Consider the following 21,456-nt stretch of genomic DNA (forward strand, 5'->3'; position numbering starts at 1 on the left):
TATTGGTGTTTCCCATGTCTGCAGAGGTGTTCCCATGCTCGGTTACTGTCTGAAGCGGACCCTGGCGGCCGTGCCTGTCATGGTCATTGTCGCCCTGTTTGTTTTTCTACTGCTGCGTCTGTCGCCCGGCGACCCGGCGGCCATCATCGCCGGTGACATGGCAACGCCTGCACAGCTGGCGCGCATTCGCGAGGCGCTGGGACTCAACGAGCCCATGCATATCCAGTTTTTCCGGTGGGTGGGAGAGCTTTTGCAGGGTGATTTCGGCACGTCGCTAATGTCCGGTCTGCCGGTCACGACGCTGATGGCCCAGCGTCTTGAGCCCACCGTCAGCTTGGCCGTGTTCAGCATGCTGCTCTCGGTGCTGGTGGCGGTGCCGATGGGTGTGCTGGCCGCCTGGAAACACGGCAGCCTGATTGATCGGGTCATCATGGCGCTGTCGGTCGTGGGGTTTTCGGTGCCGGTGTTTGTGATCGGCTATCTGCTGATCAAGCTGCTGGCCATCGATCTGGGCTGGCTGCCGGTGCAGGGTTTTCGCCGCCTCAGCGAAGACGGGCTCTGGGCCTTTCTCGAGCACGCCCTGCTGCCGGCCATGATGCTCTCGACCATCTATATCGCCCTGATTGCCCGCATGACGCGGGCCAGCATGCTGGATGTGCTGGGCGAAGACTATATCCGCACGGCGCATGCCAAGGGCGCCAGCGAGCGACGCGTGCTGTTTCGACACGCCCTGCGTAACGCAGGGGTACCGATTCTCGAGGTGATCGGGACGGGGTTTGCGTTAATGATCACAGGCGTTGTGGTCACTGAAAGCGTGTTCAACATTCCAGGGCTTGGCCGCCTGACCGTGGATGCCATTCTCTCCCGGGACTATCCCGTTATTCAGGGACTGATCCTGGTCACCAGCGGGGTGTATGTCGTGATCAATCTACTGATCGATCTCTCCTATGCGCTGCTCGACCCGAGGATTCGCTACCGATGAATACACCTTCTCCTGCGGCTGTCGCCGGTCCGGTGCCCGAGCGTCGCTGGCGGCTCTGGCCGACCCATCGCCCCGGCTGGATGGTCACGACCGCCACCCTGTGCCTTGCACTTATCGTGCTTGTGGCCGTGCTGGCCCCGTGGATTGCCCCGCACGACCCGCTGGCCATGTCGCCTGCCGAGCGTCTCAAGCCAGCCGGTGATGACTACTGGCTGGGCAGTGATGCCTACGGGCGCGATCTGCTCTCACGCATTCTCTACGGCGCGCGCATTTCGCTGATCGTGGGTATCGGCAGCGCCCTGATCAGCGTGGTGATCGGTCTGCCGCTGGGGCTTCTGGCTGGCTTCTTTCGCGCGCTGGATACCCTGATCATGCGCATCATGGACGGGTTGATGGCGATACCCAGCGTGTTGCTGGCCATCGCGATTGTCTCGCTCACCAGTGCCAGTCTATGGACAGTGATGGCTGCCATTACCGTGCCTGAAATCCCCCGGGTGGTCAGGCTGGTGCGCTCGGTGGTGCTCTCGGCAAGAGAGGAACCCTACGTCGAGGCTGCGGTGTCGCTGGGCAGCAGTCTGCCGGTCATCATGTGGCGACACCTGATGCCCAACACCCTGGCGCCGCTGATCGTCATGAGCACCTATATCTGCGCCTCGGCCATTCTGACCGAAGCCATTCTCTCCTTTCTGGGGGCGGGGCTGGGAACGGAAACGCCCACCTGGGGCAACATCATGTCGGAGGGGCGTACCTACTTTCAGATCAAGCCCGGTCTGATCTTCTGGCCCGGTCTGATGCTGTCGCTGTGCATTTTGTCCATCAATCTGCTGGGCGATGCGGCCCGTGATCATCTTGATCCCCGACTGCAAAAGCGTGGAGGTGGCCAATGACTGCTTCGAAAGCCGCTCCTTCGAAAGACGCTCATGCGATGTCGTCCGATAGGGTACTCAGGGTCCAGGACCTGGTCGTGTCGAGTCACACCCAGCCTGACCGGCACATTCTCAAGGGCGTGAGTTTCGATATCGCCGCCGGCGAAACCCTGTGTCTGGTGGGGGAGTCGGGCTCGGGCAAGTCGGTAACGTCGCTGAGCATCATGGGGCTTTTACCCAGGGGCGTGCTCGAACACCGTGGCGGTGACATTTATCTGGAGGAGACCCCGCTTTTAACGCTGTCGTCTGCCCGACTGCGCGAGCTGCGCGCCAGTCGCATTGCCATGATCTTCCAGGAGCCGATGACGGCGCTCAACCCCTTGATGCGGGTTGGCGAGCAGATCGAGGAAGTGCTGGTCATGCATCGCAAGGGGACCACGGCCGGTGAACGTCGTACGCGCGTTCTCGATATGCTGGAGCAGGTACAGCTGCCGGATATCGAGCGAATGTATGCCAGCTGGCCGCATCAGCTCTCCGGCGGGCAGCGCCAGCGCATCATGATTGCCATGGCACTGGTGCTCGAACCCAGATTGCTGATCGCCGATGAGCCGACCACGGCGCTGGATGTCACCACTCAAAAGCAGATCCTCTGGCTGATTCGACAGCTTCAGGAGCGTCACGGCACCTCGGTGCTGTTCATTACCCATGACATGGGCGTGGTGGCCGATATCGCTGACCGCGTCTGTGTCATGCGCCATGGGGAGGTGGTCGAGACGCAGCCGGTACAGGCGTTGTTACGACACCCGCTGACGGACTACACCCGCTCCCTGTTAATGGCCGTGCCCGGTCTGCAGCCCCGTCCGTCCCGGCCGGTCACCGAGCGCGAAATCGTGCTGGAGGCCATCGAGCTGGAGAAATGCTATGGCCGGCACTCGCGCTGGGCACGGTTGAGGGGCCAACAGGACACGCGCACGGCGGCGGCCAGCGATGTCAGCTTCGCCCTGACCCGGGGGCGCACCCTGGGCATTGTCGGTGAAAGCGGATCCGGCAAGTCCACGGTGGCACGCTGCGTGATGCGCATGATCGAGCCCACGGGCGGCGGTGTGCGGGTTATGGGGCGCGATATCTCAACGCTTGGGCGCGCGGCATTGAAGCCGCATCGAAAGCGGATTCAGATGATCTTTCAGGACCCGTTTCGCTCCCTCAATCCGCGGTTGACCATCGGCGATAGCCTGATCGAGGGGCCGGTCAACTACGGCACTTCCCGCGCGCAGGCGCTAAAGCAGGCCGAGGCGCTTCTGATCATGGTCGGCCTGTCGGGAGAGGCGATGACGCGCTACCCACATCAGTTTTCCGGCGGTCAGCGTCAGCGCATCGCCATCGCCCGGGCACTGGCGATGGAACCCGATGTGCTGGTGGCCGATGAGGCGGTGTCAGCACTCGATGTGTCGGTGCAGGCACAGGTGCTGACCCTTCTGGAAGACATTCAGACGCGCATGGGCGTGGCCGTGTTGTTTATCACCCACGACCTGCGGGTGGCCGCCCAGGTCTGCGATGACGTCATGGTCATGCAAAAGGGCCGTGTGGTCGAGTATGGGCCGACGTCGCGGGTGCTGGGGGCGCCGGAACATGCCTATACCCGGTCACTGATGGCCGCCGCGCCGGGCCGGCAGTGGGACTTTGCGGCCTTTCAACCGTTTGATGACGTGTCGGAGTCGCGCTCATCCGATGCCTTCTCGACAGGACTGATCTCAGGAGCACAAAAGGCATGAGACAGGCAGAGAACATGGCGTCACCTCGTATTGCCATGGGCGGGTTTTTGCACGAAACCAACACCTTCGCGCCCAGTCCGGCCACGCTGGACGATTTTCTGGAAGGCGGCGGCATGGCACCGCTGACACGGGGTGAGGCGCTTTTTTCAGCTCTGGCCGGCGGCAACGTCGGGCTGTGCGGGTTCATGGATGCCGCGCGCGAGCAGGGCTGGACGCTGCTGCCGACCCTCTGGACCGCTGCCAGCCCGTCGGCCCATGTTACCGAAGAGGCTTTCGAACATATCGTTGTTCGTCTGCTCATCGATCTTGAGCATGCCATGCCGCTGGCGGGTGTCTATCTCGATCTGCACGGCGCCATGGTGACGACTCATCTGGATGACGGCGAAGGCGAGATTCTGCGACGGGTTCGGGCGCTGGTCGGGCCGCAGATGCCGATCGTGGCGTCACTGGATCTGCACGGCAATGTCACACCTTTAATGGTGAATGAAGCCGACATGCTGATCGCCTATCGCACCTACCCACACATTGACATGGCCGAAACCGGCCGGCGCTGTGCGGCCGCCATGGCGGTGCTGCTCGGGCAGAAAGGGCGACCGAAAAAGGCATTTCGCCAGCTTGATTTTCTGATGCCGATCGCCTGGCAGTGCACCGATGAACTGCCGTGTCGCGCGCTCTACGCCGATATTGAGAGGCTGGATAAACCACCCCTGTTGTCCGCGTCATTTCTGACCGGGTTTCCGGCCGCCGACATTCCCGACTGTGGCCCGAGCGTGCTGGTTTATGGCGAGGATCAGGCCAGGGTGGACCGTATCGCTGACGCGCTGGTAGCCGACATCAATGCGCAGGAAGCCGCCTTTGCCGGTCGCGTCCTGACACCCGAGGAGGGCGTGCGCGAGGCGATGCGCTTGGCCGGTGAGTCATCGGCACCCATAGTGATTGCTGATACGCAGGATAACCCTGGGGCGGGGGGCAATTCCGACACCATGGGCATGCTCAGAGCGTTGATCGCTTGCGGTGCCGGTGGTGCGGCCATTGGCAATATCTTTGATCCACAGGCCGCGCGCGCCGCGCACAAGGCCGGGGTCGGGGCAATGATTGATCTGTCGCTGGGTGGACGCTCGGGCGTTGAGGGCGATGCCCCGTTCAGGGCCTCGTTTGTGGTCGAGGCACTCTCTGACGGGCGATTTGTCGCAGCCGGCCCCTACTATGGCGGCGCGCGTCTGGACATGGGGCCATCGGCCTGTCTTCGCATCGATGATGTGCGGGTGGTCGTGGTCAGTCGCAAGGCGCAGATGGCCGATCAGGCCATGTATCGCTCGGTCGGGGTCGAGCCCCGGACGCAGCATATTCTGGTCAACAAGAGCTCGGTGCATTTTCGCGCCGATTTCGCCCCGATTGCTCGGGCGATTCTGGTCTGTGCCGCGCCCGGGCCCATGGCAGTGGATCCGGCGACACTGCCCTGGCAGCGGCTGCGCCCGGGTATCAGAACCTCCCCGCTGGGCGTGCCCTTTACGCCCTGAACCGCATCGTCCGGGTCCCGGGCCTTTAATGCCAACAACATCAATAACAGGAGCCGATCATGGCGATCATGGCAGACATTAAAGCGTTTTCAGACGAGATGACCCGTATTCGTCAGGATATTCACGCTCATCCAGAAATTGGGTTCGAGGAACAGCGCACCTCCGGTATCGTCGCGGATTACCTGCGGGCGCTGGGTGTCGAGGTGCATACCGGTATCGGTCAGACCGGGGTGGTCGGGATCATCGAAGGGCGACAGGGGCCGGGCCTTTCGATTGGCCTGCGCGCGGACATGGACGCTCTGCCCATGGAAGAAGAGACCGGGCTTGCCTTTGCGTCGCGTCATGCCGGGCGCTTTCACGGCTGCGGCCATGATGGTCACATCACCATGCTGCTCGGCGCTGCCCGCTATCTCGCCGCGCACTCTGATTTTGCCGGTCGGGTGGTATTGATCTTTCAGCCTGCCGAAGAGGGATTGGGTGGGGCACGAGCAATGCTGGCCGACCGACTTTTCGAGCGTTTCCCCTGCGATGAAATCTACGCCCTGCACAACGCGCCTCATCTGGCCCAGGGGCAGGTCGGGATACTCAGCGGCAAGGCGATGGCAGGCGCCGAGTTTTTCGATATTCATATCCACGGCTGCGGCAGTCATGGCGCGCAGCCCAACAATGCCCGTGATCCCATCGTGGTGGCCACTCAACTGACCCAGGCCATGCAGAGCATCGTCAGCCGCAACACCCATCCACTGGATGCCGCAGTGCTCTCCATTACCCAGATTCATTCGGGCGCGGCCTATAACGTCATTCCGCAGTCGGCCACGCTGTCCGGTACGATCCGAAGTCTTGATGACAACGTGGCAGCGCTGATACATCAACGTATCCGGGAGCTGGCAGCCGGGATCGCCAGTGCCTACTCGGTAGAGATCGAGGTCGATATTCGCAATATCTTCTCGGTGCTGGAAAACCATTCCGAGCAGACGGCGTCGCTGGCACTGGCGGCACGGGACATCGTGGGTGACACGGGGGTGACACAGCTGTCGCGTCCGATGATGGGCAGCGAGGATTTCGCCGACATGCTCAGGGTGGTACCAGGCGCCTACTGCTGGGTGGGGCATGCCGGCAATGTGCCGGTGCATAACCCGGCCTTCACGCTTGATGACGGCATTTTGCCGGTTGGCGCGAGCCTTCTGGCACGCATTGCCGAGCGGCGCCTGGGCGGGAAAGCCCTCTAACGGCTCGATCACTTTTTAGTGCGAGTGTTCAATTCAGAGGGAGTATTCCATGATTCACCACGGCGCGGGCGCTGATCTTCCAGGCGAGATCGTTGGCTGGGACGCCTCCCGACTGTCAGAGGCGATTCATGCGCGCGAGGTCTCGTGTCGCGAGGTCATGCGCGCCTATCTGGGGCATATCGATCGCTGCAACCCGCGGGTCAATGCCATCGTGTCACGCCGTGACGATGATGTGCTGCTCAGGGAAGCCGACCAGTGCGATCTTGAACTGCAGCAGGGCAAAAGCCGTGGCTGGCTGCACGGCATCCCTCAGGCGATCAAGGACCTGACCGATGCGAAGGGGCTGCCCACCAGCATGGGCTCGCCGCTTCTTGCCGGACAGATCGCCGAGCGCGACAGCCTGATGGCAGGTCGAATGCGACAGGCCGGGGCGCTTTTTATCGGCAAGACCAATACGCCCGAGTTTGGATTGGGCTCGCACACTTTCAACGAGGTGTTCGGCGTGACCTGCAATCCCTGGCAGCCAGCGCTGAGTGCCGGTGGCTCCAGCGGCGGCGCGGCCGCGGCGCTGGCCTGTCGCATGCTGCCCGTCGCTGACGGCAGCGACATGATGGGATCGCTGCGCAATCCGGCAGCATTCAATAACGTGTTTGGCCTGCGCCCATCCTTTGGTCGTGTGCCGGTGCTTTCAACCGGCGATAATTTCGGTCAGCAGCTTTCAACGGCCGGGCCGATGGCGCGCAGCGTCGCGGATCTGGCTCGACTGCTCTCCCTTCAGGCCGGCCCCCATCCGAGCGTGCCGCTCTCCATTGCCGAAGACCCCGGGCTTTTGCTGCCGCCGTTTGATGCACCGCCCGCCGGTGCCCGCATCGGCTGGATCGGTGACTGGCAGGGATATCTGGCGATGGAAGAGGGCATTGTGCCCCTGTGTGAAAAAGCACTGGGTGTCTTTCAGGCGCTGGGCTGCGAGGTAGAACATGTCACACCGGAGATGGATCCGGACTCGCTCTGGTCAAGCTGGCAGGTGCTGCGACAGTGGTCCGTGGCCGGCAATCTGGCGTCCATCTGGCAGGACGACAGCCGTCGAGATGCGCTCAAGCCGGAGGCGTGCTGGGAGATCGAGCGAGGCGTGGCGCTTTCGGCCATGCAGGTGCTGGAGGCCAATCGAATTCGCAGTCGCTGGTACGCCTGTCTGATCAAGCTTTTTGAGTACTTTGATTATCTGGCCCTGCCATCGGCGCAGGTCTTTCCCTTTCCGGTGGCGCAGCGCTGGCCCACCGAGATTGATGGACGGTCGATGGATACCTATCACCGCTGGATGGAAGTGGTGATTCCCGGCTCGCTTTCCGGCTGTCCGGTGATCAGTCTGCCGGCAGGGTTTGGCCCGATGGGGCTGCCAATGGGGATTCAACTGATCGGGCGTCATCGGGCCGAGCGCGCCATGCTGGCACTGGCGAGCGCTTATGAAGCGGCCGCCAGCGAATGGATCAATGCGCTGCCCGATGCGTTTAAAAAAGACGGCCCGTGCTGATCAGGGCAAGGCAAGGCCCCCTTGTTCGACGAATTGATTCAGGGCTCAGGACAGCTCTTCGGGGGTGAGCGTATCGGCCGGGATGGTGGGGTCAGGCGCCAGCTGCTGGCCCAGACGAATCTTCATGCCGGGCGTGAGTGTGTCGTTGAAGGTATAGGCCTTTGGCAGACACATGACGACAGAGGACCCCAGATGAAAGCGGCCCATCTCATCGCCCTTGCCCAGTGTGACATCGGCGTTGTTCCAGGCGGTGCCCTGGGGCTGGCGGGACTGCGGTGTGACCTGGCCGGCCCAGATGGTCTCGATTCCGGCGACGATCATCGCCCCCACCAGCACCAGCGCCATGGGTCCCAGCTCGGTCTCGAACAGACATACCAGCCGCTCGTTGCGGGCAAACAGGTTCGGCACTTCGCGGGCGGTGGCCTGATTGACCGAAAAGAGCCGGCCGGGCACGTAGATGGTGCGGATCAAACGCCCTTCAAGCGGCATGTGCACGCGGTGATAATCCCTCGGGGAGAGATAGACCGTGGCGAAACTGCCGTCGCGCAGCTCGGTCGCGGCGGCTTCGTCACCGCCGAGCAGGGCGGTCAGCGAGTAGGCGTGGCCCTTGGCCTGCATGAGCGTGCCGTAATCGATGCGCCCGAACTGGGAGAGCACGCCGTCGGCCGGGGAGACGATCCCTGAGTCGATCGGGCGGGCATCGGGGCGCAGCGGCCGGGTGAAGAACTCGTTGAAGCTCTTGTAGCTGCTCAGATCGGGATTGAGGGCCTCGCTCATGTCAACGTCATAGTGACGGGCAAAGCGCTGGATGAACGTATCGCGAATCCAGGGCGTGCGCGAATCGGCAAACTGTCCCGCCAGTCGGGAGATGGCGTGCTGGGGCAGCGGATATTGCAGCAGGGCAAACAGACGATCACGATTCAAAAGGGGCACCAGAAGGCAGTGATGAGTGAGGGCAATGTTGCATACCCCTGCCGGAGGCTCAAGCCCATGGCCGGCAGGGGCGGATCATCAGGTCTCGATGGGTGTGTCGTCCCGGTTGCCCCACTCCTGCCACGAGCCGGGATAGGCGCGAATGTTGTAGCCCAGCGTGTGACCGATCATCCAGGTCAGGCCGCTGCGATGGTGGCTCTGGCAATGAGTGGCAATTTCGCTTTCCGCGTCGATCCCCATGGCGACCAGATCCCCCATCAGTTCCGATAGATCGCGCAGGCGCAGCTGACGGCCTTGATCCATGGTTTTGATCCAGTCCAGATTGACCGCACCCGGGATATGACCCAACCGCTGATTGTTGCCCTTGAGGCCGTCATATTCGTCGGGGCTGCGCGCATCCCAGATGGCAAGAGTGGGGTCTTCAAGCCGTTCGATCAGCTCCTCGCGTCGAATGATCAGCGCCGGGCGTTCGATGCGGGCGTCATAATGCGATGGCGTGGGGGCTGTCTCGTCGGTCGCGACGGGCAGGTTTTCTCCCTTCCAGGCGTGAATGCCGCCGTTGAGATAGGACCACTGATCGTGACCCAGCAGGGTCAGCGTCCAGGCCAGCCGACCGGCCCAGCCGCCACCTTCATCGTCATAGACGATCACATGCGTCTTCGGCGTCAGGCCAAGCTCGGAAAAAAGCGTCGATAAAGCCGCTTCGTCGGGGACGTCGTTGGCGACCGGCGGCTGGCCCGACAGCAGGCGGCGATAATCGAGAAAGATCGCCCCCGGCACGTGGCCGTCACGATAGCTCTGGGCATTGGCGGGAACATCAATGATCAAAAGATCGGGTGCCTCAAGATGCGCGGATAGCGCCTGGGCCTCGATAATTCGGGGGAACCTTGCCTCATCCTGTGACATCCTCACTCTCCTTTTAGCGACGCGAGCGGGTTAACATGGGCCCCAAGCATTGCATACTCGATGGCACCTCGCGAACGGTGGCAATGCCGGTCTTCAGGAACAGCGGTGTTTTGACAACATCACCTGCAATGACTCGACCATAAATCAGGTATCAGAACGGACAACAGTGCAAGTGGAGAGTCAGCGTGCTCGAATCATTTTTTAAAATAACAAGTCAGGGCAGCAGCGTACGTCGCGATATCCTGGCCGGGATCGCCACCTTCCTGGCGGCCATGTACATCATTGTGGTCAACCCGACCATCATGAGTGCTGCGGGGATTCCCTTTGCCAGTGCTCTGACCGCCACCGTGCTGGTCAGTTTCTTTGGCAGCCTGATGATGGGGCTTTATGCGCGCAACCCGATCCTGGTCGCACCGGGCATGGGCATCAATGCGCTGTTTACCTACACGATGGTCATCGGGGCGGGCATTCCCTGGCAGACGGCGCTGGGCTGCGTGTTCTGGGCGGGGATTCTGTTTGCCGTGCTGGCGGTGTTCAACGTGCGCCGCTATATCATCGATGCCATCCCGGCACAGCTACGCTATGCGATCTCCTGTGGCATCGGGCTTTTCATTACGGTCATTGGCCTGGTCAATGCGGGCTTTCTGGTCAGCAATCCGGCCACCGTGGTGGGACTGGGCGAGATGTCGCCGACGCTTGTGACCTTTCTGATCGGGCTCGCCATTACAGCGGTTCTGGTGGCGCGCAACATGCCGGGCGCGCTGATCATCGGGATTGTTGCAACCACGGTAATGGCCACGGCCATCGGGCGGCTCTGGGGCGATGCCAGCGCGTTCTCTCCCACGGGCAGTGCGACACTGGTCAATTTCGAAGGCATCTTTGCGCTGCCGGATTTCAGCGCCGTGGGACAGCTGGATCTGATCGGGGCGCTCAATGTCATTTACTGGCCGTTTATTTTTGTGGTGCTGTTCACCACGTTTTTTGACGCCCTATCGACGTTTATGGGCGTGTGCCAGGCCGGCAAGCTGCTCGATCGCAACGGCGAGCCGCGCAACATTCGCCAGTCCATGATGGTGGATGCCATGTCGGCGGTCATTTCGGCGCCGCTGGGCACCAGTCCGGCCAACGCCTATGTGGAGTCGGCGGCGGGCATCAGCCAGGGCGGACGCTCGGGCCTGGTGGCGGTGACGGCGGCGCTGCTCTTTCTGCCGTTTCTCTTTTTGTCGCCGCTCTTGTCGCTGGTGCCCTCGATCGCCACGGCGCCGGCGCTGATCATGGTGGGCGTGTTCATGCTCGACCCGATTCGCCACATCAACTGGTATGAGTTTGATGACGCCATTCCGGCCTTTATCGCCATGATCCTGATCCCGCTGACCTACTCGATCACCCATGGCGTGGTCTTCGGCTTTCTGGCGTTTGTGGTGGTCAAGGCAGGCGTTGGCAAGCGTCACGAGATTCGCCCGACCATGTGGATTCTGGCCGCGCTGTCGCTGCTGTTGCTGTTTCAGGAGTAGGGCGCTTCAGGGAAATTCCGGCATCACGCCTGAAAAGGGCCGCCCGAGGGCGGCCCTTTTTGTGTCGGCGGCACGGGGTCAGGCGATCAGCGCGGTGGGGCGTTGAGCTCATGCACGATGCGGCGAAAGCTCTCCAGTCGCTCGGGAAGGATCTCGCCGGTTTCTGCCGCCTCGAGAATGGCGCAGCCGGGTTCAAGGCGGTGGCGGCAGTCGCGAAAGCGGCAGTGGCCCAGATAGGGGCGAAACTCGATAAAGCCGTTTTCGACCTGCTGTTCATCAAGATGGCCCAGACCGAACTCGCGGATACCGGGGGAGTCGATCAGTGCGCCGCTGCCCTGGCTGAAGTGGTAAAGCCGGGCCGTGGTGGTGGTGTGACGGCCCTTGCGACTGTCCACCGAGAGCTCGCCCACCGCCAGTGACTCGTCGGGCAACAGCGCATCGATCAGGGAGGACTTGCCCACCCCGCTCTGGCCAACAAAGACGGCCGTGGTGTCATCCATGGCGGCGATCAGATCCTCAAGACCGTCGTCACGCCGGGTCGAGGCGCCGATGACCGGGTAGCCCAGCGCGCGGTAACGGCTGGCAAGCGCGTGCAGCGCGTGATGCTCATCGAGCAGGTCGATCTTGTTGAGCACCAGCGCCGGGGCGATGCCGGTGGCCTCGGCGGCGACCAGATAGCGGTCGATCAGAAAGGGGTGAGGCTCGGGCTCCACGGCAAACACGATCATGATGCGATCGATGTTGGCCGCCACACTCTTGAGCCGGCCGCGGGCGTCAGGGCGCTCCAGCGTCGAGTAACGCTCCAGGCGTGCCTCGACCACGCCGGTGCCATCGCTTGCCTCGCGCCAGCTGACCCGGTCACCGGTGACCAGGGTATCGAGATTGGCCCTAAGATGGCACAGGTGGCGCACGCCGTCGGTGCCTTCCACTTCCATGTTGCGCCCGAAGTGGGCCACCACGCGGCCGAGCTGTTCGCTGCCGTATTCCCCTTCAGCCAGCTGGCGCTGATCGATCTGCTCGCGCTTTTCGGCGCGTTTGGCACGCTCGGCCTGGACCTTCTCGACACGCCAGCGCTGCTGGCGGGATAGCTTGCGTTGACTCATGAAACTCCTGGGCTATCGTGGGCTTGCGCACCGGCGCCGATCCCGGCTGGTGGAAAGCGTCGCGCAATTGTACGCTTGAGGGCATTCGTGTTTCATCCCGGCCCGTTCAGGGGCATCGGGAGGAATCTCCCTTCAAGTCTATCCGGAAAGTGTCATGAGTACTCAAAACGAACGTCTGATCTGGATCGATCTCGAAATGACCGGTCTGGATCCAGTGCGCGACCGCATTATCGAGATCGCCACCATCGTCACCGACAGCCAGCTCAACATCATCGCCGAAGGGCCGGTGATGGCCATTCACCAGAGCGATGAGCAGCTCGCGCTCATGGATGACTGGAACACCCGCACCCATGGCGGTACGGGGCTAACGGAGAGGGTACGTCAGAGCCCGGTCTCCACGCAGGAAGCCGAGGCGGCGACCCTGCGCTTTCTGGAACAGCACATCGAGAAGGGCGCCTCACCGATGTGCGGCAACAGTGTCCATCAGGACCGGCGGTTCATGCAGCACGAGATGCAGGCGCTGGAAGCCTTTTTCCACTACCGCAATCTGGATGTGTCCACGCTCAAGGAACTGGCACGGCGCTGGAAGCCGGCGGCGCTTGAGGGCCTCACCAAAAAGGGCACCCATCTGGCACTCGACGACATTCGCGACTCCATCGAGGAGCTGCGCCATTACCGAACGCATCTGCTGGCGCTGTAAGCCTTCCTTAATCAGGCGGGCGCTCGCGCGATGATATCGCTGTAGCCCGCCTCAATCAGCGGTGGCTCGGAAACCTCCCGGCCTTCGTCCCGCTTTAGATACTGCTCTGACAGTGCCCAGCGCACGTGCTCGCGTACCAGATCGCTGGGCCAGGCCAGCCGCGCGCGAAGTGCTGCGACAATCTCTTCACTAAAGGGCGCGTTGCCCAGGCCCACGGACAGGTTGCGCAGCCAGCGCTCATAGCCCAGTCGGCGGATGGCACTGCCCTGGGTATGCTCGAGAAATTCCGGCTCGCTCCAGTTGAACAGATCGACCAGCCGGGCGCGGTCCAGTGCGTGGCGCGGGGCAAAGTCCGGCTCGCGGGTGGCGCGCGTAAAGCGTGTGAAGGGACAGACGAGCTGACAGTCGTCACAGCCAAAAACGCGGTTGCCCATGGCGCGTCGATATTCCAGCGGAATGGGACCGTGCTTTTCGATGGTGAGATAGGAGATGCAGCGACGGGCATCGATCACCTTGTCATCCACGATGGCGCCGGTCGGACACCAGGTCTGACAGCGGGTGCATTTGCCGCAGTGGTCGCGCTCGAAGGGTTGATCCACCGGCAGGGGCAGGTCGGTATACAGCTCGCCGAGAAAGAACAGTGATCCGGCCTGCGGGTTGAGAATCATCGCATTCTTGCCAAACCAGCCGATGCCGGCCTTTTGCGCCAGCGCGCGTTCCATGACGGGGGCGGAATCCACAAAGGCGCGAAAGCCGAAGTCACCGATCTCCTGTTGCAGCTTCTGGGCCAGCTGGGTCAGACGCTTGCGGATCAGCTTGTGATAGTCGCGCCCGAGCGCGTAACGTGCCACATAGGCGCGCTCCGGCTGACCCAGCACGCGCGTACTCTCGATTTCGGGCGGCAGGTAGTCCATGCGCACGCTGATAATACGCAGCGTGCCGGGCTCCAGTTCGGCCGGCCGGGTACGCTTGGTACCGTGACGTGCCATGTAATCCATCTCGCCGTGATAGCCCGCCTCGAGCCATCGATTCAGATAGGCCTCGTGCGCGTCGAGATCGGTATCGGTGATGCCCAGCTGCTGAAAGCCCAGCTCACGCGCCCAGATGCGCAGTTTGTCTGCCATCTCGGCGGGATCAAGCGCCCGGGCGGCGTCGGAGCTTGCGGAGGCGCTGGCGTTTTCGGCTCTGGCAGTCTTTGAAGTGGTCATGGCATTCGAGCCTCGAGGCTCGGTGTGACGGGGACGTGATGGATGCCGGGCAGAAAGGGCACGGTATATAGCGGGTTAGTATGACAGCGCAGGGGCCCGCAGACCAAAGGGGCAAGCGCCTCTTTTGCCATGACAGGACGTGCGCGCCCGGAACCCGTCCGGGTGTGCGGGGTCACAACACTGCCTGTCCGACAAGAATCAATGACATGGATGGTCCGCAAGGAGAAAGCCACGATGGCGAACGCACGACTCTACAGCGCAGAGCAGGTACAAACACTGGATCAACGCACCGTGACACAGGGTGTGCCCGGGTTTGCCCTGATGATGCAGGCCGGGCAGGCCGCCCTTGAAGCAATCGTTGAACGCTGGCCGCGGGCACGACATCTGTGCGTGTTTTGTGGCAGCGGCAACAACGGCGGGGACGGCTATGTCGTGGCGGCGCTGGCGCTTCAAAAGGGACTTGATGTGCAGCTTGTGGCCCTGCGAGCGCCGGATGAACTCCAGGGTGAAGCCGCCGATGCCGTACATCTGGCCCGCGAAAGCGGCGTCAATATCGACGACTGGCATCAGGGGCATGAGATCGCACCCGAAACGGACGTGATTGTCGATGCGTTGCTCGGGACCGGAAGCCGGGGCGAGATACGTTCTCCGTTTGATGAGGCCATCGCGCGCATTAATTCAGCCTCACAACCGGTGGTGTCACTGGATATCCCCTCGGGGCTGAACGCCGATACCGGGGCGCTGCTGGGCGAGACGGTCGAGGCCGATCTGACGGTCACGTTTATCGCGCGCAAGTTCGGCCTGTATACCGGGCAGGCGAGCGATGTTACCGGCGAGATCGTGCTGGCGCCCTTGAGCGTCTCCGAGGCAACGCTGGCGGCCAGTGAGTATACGGGGGAGCTGCTTGTGGCCGAGCGGCTTCATGACACGCTGACCCGGCGTCGTCCAACCACCCACAAGGGCGACTGCGGGCATCTGCTGGTCGTCGGCGGCCAGCCCGGCTTTGGCGGTTCAACCATCATGAGCGCCGAAACCGCCGCGCGGCTGGGCGCCGGGCTGGTCAGTCTGGCCACGGCCGCTGTCCATATCCCGCCGGCGCTGACCCGCTGCCCGGAAATGATGGTGCGCGAGGCCCGCAACGGTCTGGATATCGAGGCGCTGGTCGACAAGGCGACTGCCGTGTTGATCGGCCCGGGGCTGGGGCAGGGTGCCTGGGGGCAGGGGCTGATGCAGACCGTCATGAACGCTGCAGGCCCCCGGCTTGTGGATGCCGACGGCCTTCACCTGCTGGCGGCAGGCTACGCCGGTGAGCGACGTGATGGCTGGATTCTGACCCCACACCCGGGCGAGGCGGCCATGCTGCTGGACTGCGGTGTCGCCGAGGTGCAGAAGGATCGCTATCAGGCCGCGCTGGCCCTGCACCGTCGCTACGGCGGTGTCATCGTGCTCAAGGGCGCCGGGACGCTGGTGGTCGGCGGTGAAGGCTCCGATAACTGCTTTATCAGCCCCTTCGGTAACCCGGGCATGGCCTCCGGCGGCATGGGCGATGTGCTGGGTGGCATGATCGCCTCGCTGCTGGTGCAGGGCCTTTCGCCCCTGGAAGCTGCGGCCAGTGGTGTTTTGATTCATGGTCTGGCCGCCGATGATGCCGCGAGTGACCATGGTGAGCGTGGCCTGCTGGCAAGCGATCTGGCATGCTACGCGCGCCGTCGAGCTAATCCCGACAGGCGATAGGATGTCATCGGCATGACGACCTGCCGATATCGGCGCAGGTCACTTATCAGGTTATAGAGTGGGACAACGTGAGCAAGACAACCATTACCCTTGAACCCGGCGATGAAACCGCCCAGGTCGCCATTGGCTGCCAGCTGGCCGAGGCGCTTGAGTATCGTGGCATCGTCTATCTCAACGGAGAACTGGGCGCCGGCAAGACCACTCTGGCGCGTGGCGTTCTGCGGGCTCTGGGGCATGATGGCGCGGTCAAGAGTCCGACCTATACGCTGGTGGAGCCCTATGATTTCGATAGGGGCCGGGTGTATCACTTTGATCTTTATCGTCTGGGAGACCCGGAGGAGCTCGAGTTTCTTGGGGCGCGCGACATGTTTGCCGATGAGGCGCTGATGCTGGTGGAGTGGCCGGTGCGTGGTGAAGGCTGGCTGCCGGCTGCCGATGTTGTCATTACGCTGTCGCTGATCCAGCCGGGGCGACGTCTGGTGCTGGAGGCCGGCAGCGATCACGGGGTGCAGGCCCTGCAACGATTGGCGGTGTCTTCCCGGGAGATTCCATGATGGCTTCGGGGCTTTTACCGGGCCTGCCCGAGGTACCCGCCATGAACACCAATACAGTGATAAGGCAGTGATGAAGTTTCCGGCAGCCCTTTTGACCCTTTTTGCCATGATCATGTTGAGTGTCATGGCCACCGCCGCTCAGGCCGCACAGCTTGAGGGGCTTCGGCAATGGACCGACAGTGACGGGACGCGTCTGGTCTTTGATCTCTCAAGCGAGGCAAAGGCCGATGTGTTTACCCTGGATAACCCGTCACGACTGGTGATCGACCTGGCCAACACTACCCTGAACGCGAATCTTGGCAGCGCCGTTGACGGCCGCGGCATGGTCAGGGACGTTCGCTCCGGCGTGCGCGATGGCACGGATCTTCGCGTGGTCGTGGAGCTGGAGCGCCAGGCCACGCCCAACGCCTTCAAGCTGCCCCCCGGGGGGGGGCACGGCTATCGGCTGGTGGTCGATCTGGCGCCCGGGAAGGGCGGTGGTGGTTCAGCGGGTTCTTCCGGCGGCGATGACCCCATTACGGCCATGATTCAGCAGCAGGAGCAGGCGGCCCGCAGCAAACTGGCCAGCAGTCGACCGACAGAGAACCCGCAGGTGGCAGAGCAGGTCAGCAATGAGCCGACCGCTGAATCGCGTCAGAAGGCCAAGCCTCATCCGCGGCGTGACATTATCGTGGTGGTGGACCCCGGTCATGGCGGCAAGGACCCCGGCGCTTCCGGCCCCGGTGGCACCCATGAAAAGAACGTGGTTCTCCAGATCGGGCGGCGCGTGCAGACCAAACTCAATGCCATGTCCGGGTTCAAGGCCTATATGACCCGCAGTGACGATACCTTCATTCCGCTTCGAGGCCGCACGCGCATTGCCCGTGAGCGTCACGCCGATTTCTTTGTCTCGGTGCACGCTGACGCCGGCGGTTCCAGCTCGCCCCGCGGCACCTCCGTCTACGCGCTCTCCCAGCACGGTGCAACGTCCGAGCGCGCCCGCTGGCTGGCACAGAGTGAAAATCGCGCCGACCTGATTGGTGGGGTGGATGGTGATCTGAACCTTGATGACAAGGATCAGGTGCTGCGGGGCGTGCTGCTGGATCTGAGCATGACCGCCACCGTCAACGATTCGCTGTCCGCCGGCACGGACGTGCTGGGTCGCGTCTCCAACTTCAACAAGCTGTTTCATTCACGCGTTGAGCAGGCCGGGTTTGTGGTGCTCAAGTCGCCGGATATTCCCTCGCTGCTGGTCGAGACCGGTTTTCTGACCAACCCCTCCGAGGAGCGTCTGCTCAAGACCCCGGCGCATCAGGAGAAGCTGGCCGATGCCATCGCCCAGGGCATTCGACAGCACTTCTCGCGCAGTCCGCCGCCTGACAGCCTGCTGGCCTGGCAGCGTGACCAGAATCGCGGAGGGGCATCCAACGAGTATCGTGTGCAGCCCGGTGATACGCTTTCGGGGATCGCCGCGCGCCAGAATGTGTCGCTGGCCGCGCTTCGTCAGGTCAACGGACTCGATACCGATGTCCTGCGTCTGGGCCAGGTGCTGACGATTCCCCGATGAGCCATATCACTACGGTCATGACACGGAAGGGCGAAAATGAGTGAGATCACAACCCCCGGCGGCCGTCGCATTCAGGCGCTGGCGCCGCGTCTGGCCAACCAGATTGCGGCCGGCGAGGTGGTCGAGCGCCCGTCGTCGGTCGTCAAGGAGCTGGTGGAAAATGCCATCGATGCAGGCAGCTCGCGCATCGAGATCGAGCTGGAGTCCGGCGGCAGTCGGTTGATCCGGGTGCGCGATAACGGCAGCGGCATCGAACACGATGATCTGGGACTGGCGCTGTCGCGCCACGCCACCAGCAAGATTACCTCGCTGGACGATCTCGAGGGTGTGGCCAGTCTCGGGTTTCGTGGCGAGGCGCTGGCGGCGACCAGTGCCGTGTCGAGACTCGAGCTGTATTCCAATACCAGTGATGATCCGGTCAACGGCTGGCGCGTGGTGGCAGAAGGCCGCGAGATGACGCCACGTCTGTCACCGGCGCCCCATCCGCGCGGAACGACCGTGGCAGTGCGCGATCTCTTTTTCAATACGCCGGCGCGGCGCAAGTTTCTGCGCACCGAAAAGACCGAATTCAATCACGTGGAGGAGGCCTTTCGTCGGCTGGCCCTGTCGCGCCAGGACGTCGATCTGGTGCTGCGCCACAATCAGAAAACCGTGCATCAGCTGATGGGCGGCAGCAGTCAGGCCGTGATGGAAAAGCGCATTGCCCAGCTGCTGGGTCGCAGCTTTCTGGACAATGCCATTCATATCGACATGGCCGCGACCGGCCTGGCGCTGAAGGGATGGGTGGGGCTGCCGTCTCACACCCGCAGCCAGGCCGATCAGCAGTATTTTTTCGTCAACGGTCGGGTCATTCGTGATCGGCTGGTGGCGCACGCCGTGCGTCAGGCCTATCGCGACGTGCTCTTTCACGGTCGCCACCCGGTCTTCGTGCTCTATCTGGACCTTGACGCCCACGGGGTAGATGTCAACGTGCATCCGACCAAGCACGAAGTGCGCTTTCGCGATGGGCGGCTGGTACATGACTTTCTGTTTTCGAGCCTGCATCGGGCGCTGGCGGAGGTCAGACCCCAGGGGCAGAGCGCCCCGGCCCCCGAGGCGCCCTCAGGCTCTGACACATCTTCAGCGCAGGCGGCCCCCCGATTCGATCAGCAGCGCATGGCCCTCAATGAAACGCCTGGTGAGCAGGCCTCCAGCAGCTCGAATGACGGCAGGCCGGAAGGTGCGCAGTATCGCAGCAGCCGACCGGGGGAGCAGCAGATTCGCGAGTTCATGGCCGGTTATCGCGCCCTGCATCCGGACCACGAGGAGCGCCTGCTGGCGCCCCATGCGCCGGCGGGCAGCAGCGATGCGCAGGAAACACCTGCTGTGCCATCGCCAAGGACCCGTTCGGATCATCCCATGGCGTCGCCAGTGACGGCGCCGGTCGATGCGACTCGGGCCCCGCCGCTGGGGTACGCCGTGGCACAGCTGCACGGCGTCTACATACTGTCGCAGACCGAGCGCGGTATGGTCGTTGTGGACATGCACGCCGCGCACGAGCGCATCACCTATGAACGCATGAAGGCGCAGTATCTGGGCGAGGGCATCGATACGCAGCCGCTGCTGGTGCCGGTGTCGATGTCGGTCAGCGAGGCGCAGGTCGAGCTTGCCGAGCGCGAGCAGGCAACGATTGCGGCAATGGGCGTGACCCTTGAGGCGGCAGGCCCTGAAACGCTATTGGTCCGGGAGGTGCCGGCGCTGTTGCGGGGCGGCAGCGTCGAGGCACTGGTACGTGAAATGCTTGAAGAGCTTGAGCGCTACGGCCGCAGTCAGGTCGTCAGGGATCATCTTTTCGATCTGCTCTCGACCATGGCCTGTCACGGCAGCGTGCGTGCCAATCGGCGTCTCGAGATCGAGGAGATGAATGCGCTGCTGCGGGACATGGAGCGCACCGAGCGCAGCGGGCAGTGCAATCATGGGCGTCCCACCTGGACGGAGATGTCGATGCGCGACCTTGATCGTCTTTTTCTGCGCGGACAGTAGGATGACAACCTCATGAACGTTGCTGCCTCACACCCGCCGGTCATCATGCTGATGGGGCCCACGGCGGTCGGCAAGACCGACCTTGCCATCGAGCTGCATGAGCAGCTGGGGGTCGAGCTTGTCAGCGTTGATTCGGCGCTGGTCTACAAGGGCATGGATATCGGTACCGCCAAGCCCTCGGCACAGGAGCTGGCCCGTGCACCGCATCGGCTGATCGATATTCGCGATCCGTCCGAGCCCTATTCGGGCGTGGCCTTTCGCGACGATGCCCTTGAATGCATCGAGGAGATTACCGCTCGGGGCCGGGTACCGCTGCTGGTGGGCGGGACCATGCTCTATTTTCGTTTGCTGACGGAAGGGGCGGCTGACATGCCTCAGGCAGATCCCGAAATCCGTCAGGCACTGGGCGAGCTGCTAGAGCAGGGGGGGGCCGGAGCGCTGCATGCCGAGCTTGCCCGGGTGGATCCTGAAGCCGCGGCGCGCCTTCATCCCAACGATCCGCAGCGTCTGATGCGCGCGCTGGAAGTCTACCGGGCCAGCGGGGAAACCCTCAGCGCGCACTGGGCGCGCCAGTCGCCCGTGACGCTGCCGTTTACGCCGCACCCGATTGCGCTATTGCCCAACAATCGGTCGCTTTTGCATGAGCGCATCCAGCAGCGCCTTGACAAAATGTTTGCCGCTGGCTTCGTTGAAGAGGTGAAAGCACTTCGTGCACGGGGCGATTTAAGTCCGGATTTACCTTCGATGAAAAGCGTGGGCTATCGTCAGGTGTGGGAGGGACTTGATCGCGGCGATGATTGCCCCCAAATGGCGTTCAGGGCGCTAACCGCTACCCGGCAGCTGGCCAAGCGTCAGATGACCTGGTTGCGGCGCTGGCCGGGCGCTTTACAGCTTGACCCGCAGGAGACCGGGATTGTGCCACGATTACTGAAAATCGTGCGCGACATCGGCACTTAGCGTAATATGATCGGTTACCAGTGAGCCTCACATGAGCCTCCGGGACGTGGATCTTTCTTGCGCTTAAAGCAAGTTAAAAACCGATAAACATACAGCAATTAATATTTTGGGAGAGCCACATGTCCAAAGGACAATCCCTTCAGGATCCGTATCTGAATATCCTGCGTAAGGAGCGTATCCCCGTCTCCATCTTTCTGGTCAATGGCATCAAGCTTCAGGGCCAGATCGAGTCCTTCGATCAATTTGTCATTTTGCTGCGCAACACCGTCAGTCAGATGGTCTACAAGCATGCCATCTCGACGGTAGTGCCTGCGCGTAACGTCCGTTTACCGGCGCAGGATACTGCTGTGCCCGGTCAGGAAAGCTGATAGAGAGGCGC

The 21,456-nt window shown here is 62.6% G+C and carries 18 protein-coding genes; 14 read left to right on the forward strand and 4 right to left on the reverse strand.

All coding sequences use genetic code 11. The features are described from left to right. Positions 1 to 34: 34 nt before the first annotated feature. From C8D72_RS13755 to C8D72_RS13780, 6 genes are all read left to right on the forward strand, one after another. Positions 35 to 982 (forward strand): ABC transporter permease, encoded by a 948-nt coding sequence (locus C8D72_RS13755; RefSeq protein ID WP_115854988.1) that lies wholly within the window; start codon positions 35 to 37, stop codon positions 980 to 982. Next, entirely contained in the window at positions 979 to 1,869 is an 891-nt protein-coding gene (locus tag C8D72_RS13760) for an ABC transporter permease (RefSeq protein WP_115854989.1), read from the forward strand. The genes C8D72_RS13755 and C8D72_RS13760 overlap by 4 nt, the downstream gene beginning before the upstream one ends. Positions 1,870 to 1,946: 77 nt before the next feature. Continuing rightward, a complete protein-coding gene (locus C8D72_RS13765) occupies positions 1,947 to 3,620 on the forward strand; it encodes an ABC transporter ATP-binding protein (RefSeq protein WP_342768075.1) in 1,674 nt (557 codons plus the stop codon). Beyond that, positions 3,617 to 5,140 (forward strand): M81 family metallopeptidase, encoded by a 1,524-nt coding sequence (locus C8D72_RS13770; RefSeq protein ID WP_211308853.1) that lies wholly within the window; start codon positions 3,617 to 3,619, stop codon positions 5,138 to 5,140. Before C8D72_RS13765 ends, C8D72_RS13770 begins: the two co-directional genes overlap by 4 nt. A gap of 59 nt (positions 5,141 to 5,199) precedes the next feature. Further along, positions 5,200 to 6,369, forward strand: coding sequence for a M20 aminoacylase family protein (locus C8D72_RS13775; protein WP_115854991.1), 1,170 nt, complete (start codon positions 5,200 to 5,202; stop codon positions 6,367 to 6,369). Between the two features lie 49 nt (positions 6,370 to 6,418). Further along, positions 6,419 to 7,900: an amidase gene (locus C8D72_RS13780; RefSeq protein WP_115854992.1), complete on the forward strand. Its 1,482-nt coding sequence runs from the start codon at positions 6,419 to 6,421 to the stop codon at positions 7,898 to 7,900. Positions 7,901 to 7,945: 45 nt separating this feature from the next. Here C8D72_RS13780 and asd read toward each other — a convergent pair whose 3' ends face one another. Further along, entirely contained in the window at positions 7,946 to 8,824 is an 879-nt protein-coding gene (gene asd / locus C8D72_RS13785) for an archaetidylserine decarboxylase (RefSeq protein WP_115854993.1), read from the reverse strand. 87 nt (positions 8,825 to 8,911) lie between these two features. After that, entirely contained in the window at positions 8,912 to 9,739 is an 828-nt protein-coding gene (locus C8D72_RS13790) for a sulfurtransferase (RefSeq protein WP_115854994.1), read from the reverse strand. 185 nt (positions 9,740 to 9,924) lie between these two features. Between C8D72_RS13790 and C8D72_RS13795 the strand changes: the two genes are divergently transcribed. After that, positions 9,925 to 11,253 carry an NCS2 family permease gene (locus C8D72_RS13795; RefSeq protein WP_115854995.1) on the forward strand — a complete coding sequence of 443 codons (1,329 nt, stop codon included), beginning with the start codon at positions 9,925 to 9,927 and terminating at the stop codon, positions 11,251 to 11,253. 86 nt (positions 11,254 to 11,339) lie between these two features. Here the strand turns inward: C8D72_RS13795 and rsgA are convergent, their stop codons facing one another. Continuing rightward, complete coding sequence (rsgA, locus tag C8D72_RS13800) at positions 11,340 to 12,356, reverse strand: small ribosomal subunit biogenesis GTPase RsgA (RefSeq protein WP_115854996.1); 1,017 nt, start codon at positions 12,354 to 12,356, stop codon at positions 11,340 to 11,342. 154 nt (positions 12,357 to 12,510) lie between these two features. Between rsgA and orn the strand changes: the two genes are divergently transcribed. Then, positions 12,511 to 13,056: an oligoribonuclease gene (gene orn, locus C8D72_RS13805; RefSeq protein ID WP_115854997.1), complete on the forward strand. Its 546-nt coding sequence runs from the start codon at positions 12,511 to 12,513 to the stop codon at positions 13,054 to 13,056. An 11-nt stretch (positions 13,057 to 13,067) separates the two neighbouring features. On the opposite strand, the gene queG is transcribed toward orn, so the two are convergent. Next, the gene (gene queG / locus C8D72_RS13810) at positions 13,068 to 14,180 is read right to left on the reverse strand and encodes a tRNA epoxyqueuosine(34) reductase QueG (RefSeq protein WP_245955282.1); all 1,113 of its coding nucleotides are present in this window, start codon (positions 14,178 to 14,180) and stop codon (positions 13,068 to 13,070) included. Between the two features lie 318 nt (positions 14,181 to 14,498). On the opposite strand from queG, the gene C8D72_RS13815 reads away from it, so the two are divergent. The 6 genes from C8D72_RS13815 to hfq all read left to right on the forward strand — a co-directional run bounded on the left by C8D72_RS13815 (position 14,499) and on the right by hfq (position 21,445). After that, entirely contained in the window at positions 14,499 to 15,998 is a 1,500-nt protein-coding gene (locus C8D72_RS13815; RefSeq protein WP_115854999.1) for an NAD(P)H-hydrate dehydratase, read from the forward strand. 68 nt (positions 15,999 to 16,066) lie between these two features. Continuing rightward, positions 16,067 to 16,552 (forward strand): tRNA (adenosine(37)-N6)-threonylcarbamoyltransferase complex ATPase subunit type 1 TsaE, encoded by a 486-nt coding sequence (gene tsaE / locus C8D72_RS13820; protein WP_245955264.1) that lies wholly within the window; start codon positions 16,067 to 16,069, stop codon positions 16,550 to 16,552. Between the two features lie 70 nt (positions 16,553 to 16,622). Further along, entirely contained in the window at positions 16,623 to 18,098 is a 1,476-nt protein-coding gene (locus C8D72_RS13825) for an N-acetylmuramoyl-L-alanine amidase (RefSeq protein ID WP_115855000.1), read from the forward strand. Between the two features lie 36 nt (positions 18,099 to 18,134). Beyond that, complete coding sequence (gene mutL, locus C8D72_RS13830) at positions 18,135 to 20,120, forward strand: DNA mismatch repair endonuclease MutL (protein WP_115855001.1); 1,986 nt, start codon at positions 18,135 to 18,137, stop codon at positions 20,118 to 20,120. Positions 20,121 to 20,132: 12 nt separating this feature from the next. Next, on the forward strand, positions 20,133 to 21,077 hold the full coding sequence (miaA, locus tag C8D72_RS13835; protein WP_115855002.1) for a tRNA (adenosine(37)-N6)-dimethylallyltransferase MiaA: 945 nt from the start codon (positions 20,133 to 20,135) through the stop codon (positions 21,075 to 21,077). A gap of 119 nt (positions 21,078 to 21,196) precedes the next feature. After that, positions 21,197 to 21,445 carry an RNA chaperone Hfq gene (hfq, locus tag C8D72_RS13840; protein ID WP_115855003.1) on the forward strand — a complete coding sequence of 83 codons (249 nt, stop codon included), beginning with the start codon at positions 21,197 to 21,199 and terminating at the stop codon, positions 21,443 to 21,445. The last annotated feature ends 11 nt before the right edge of the window (positions 21,446 to 21,456 follow it).

Source organism: Kushneria indalinina DSM 14324 (assembly GCF_003385845.1).
Classification (GTDB): domain Bacteria; phylum Pseudomonadota; class Gammaproteobacteria; order Pseudomonadales; family Halomonadaceae; genus Kushneria; species Kushneria indalinina.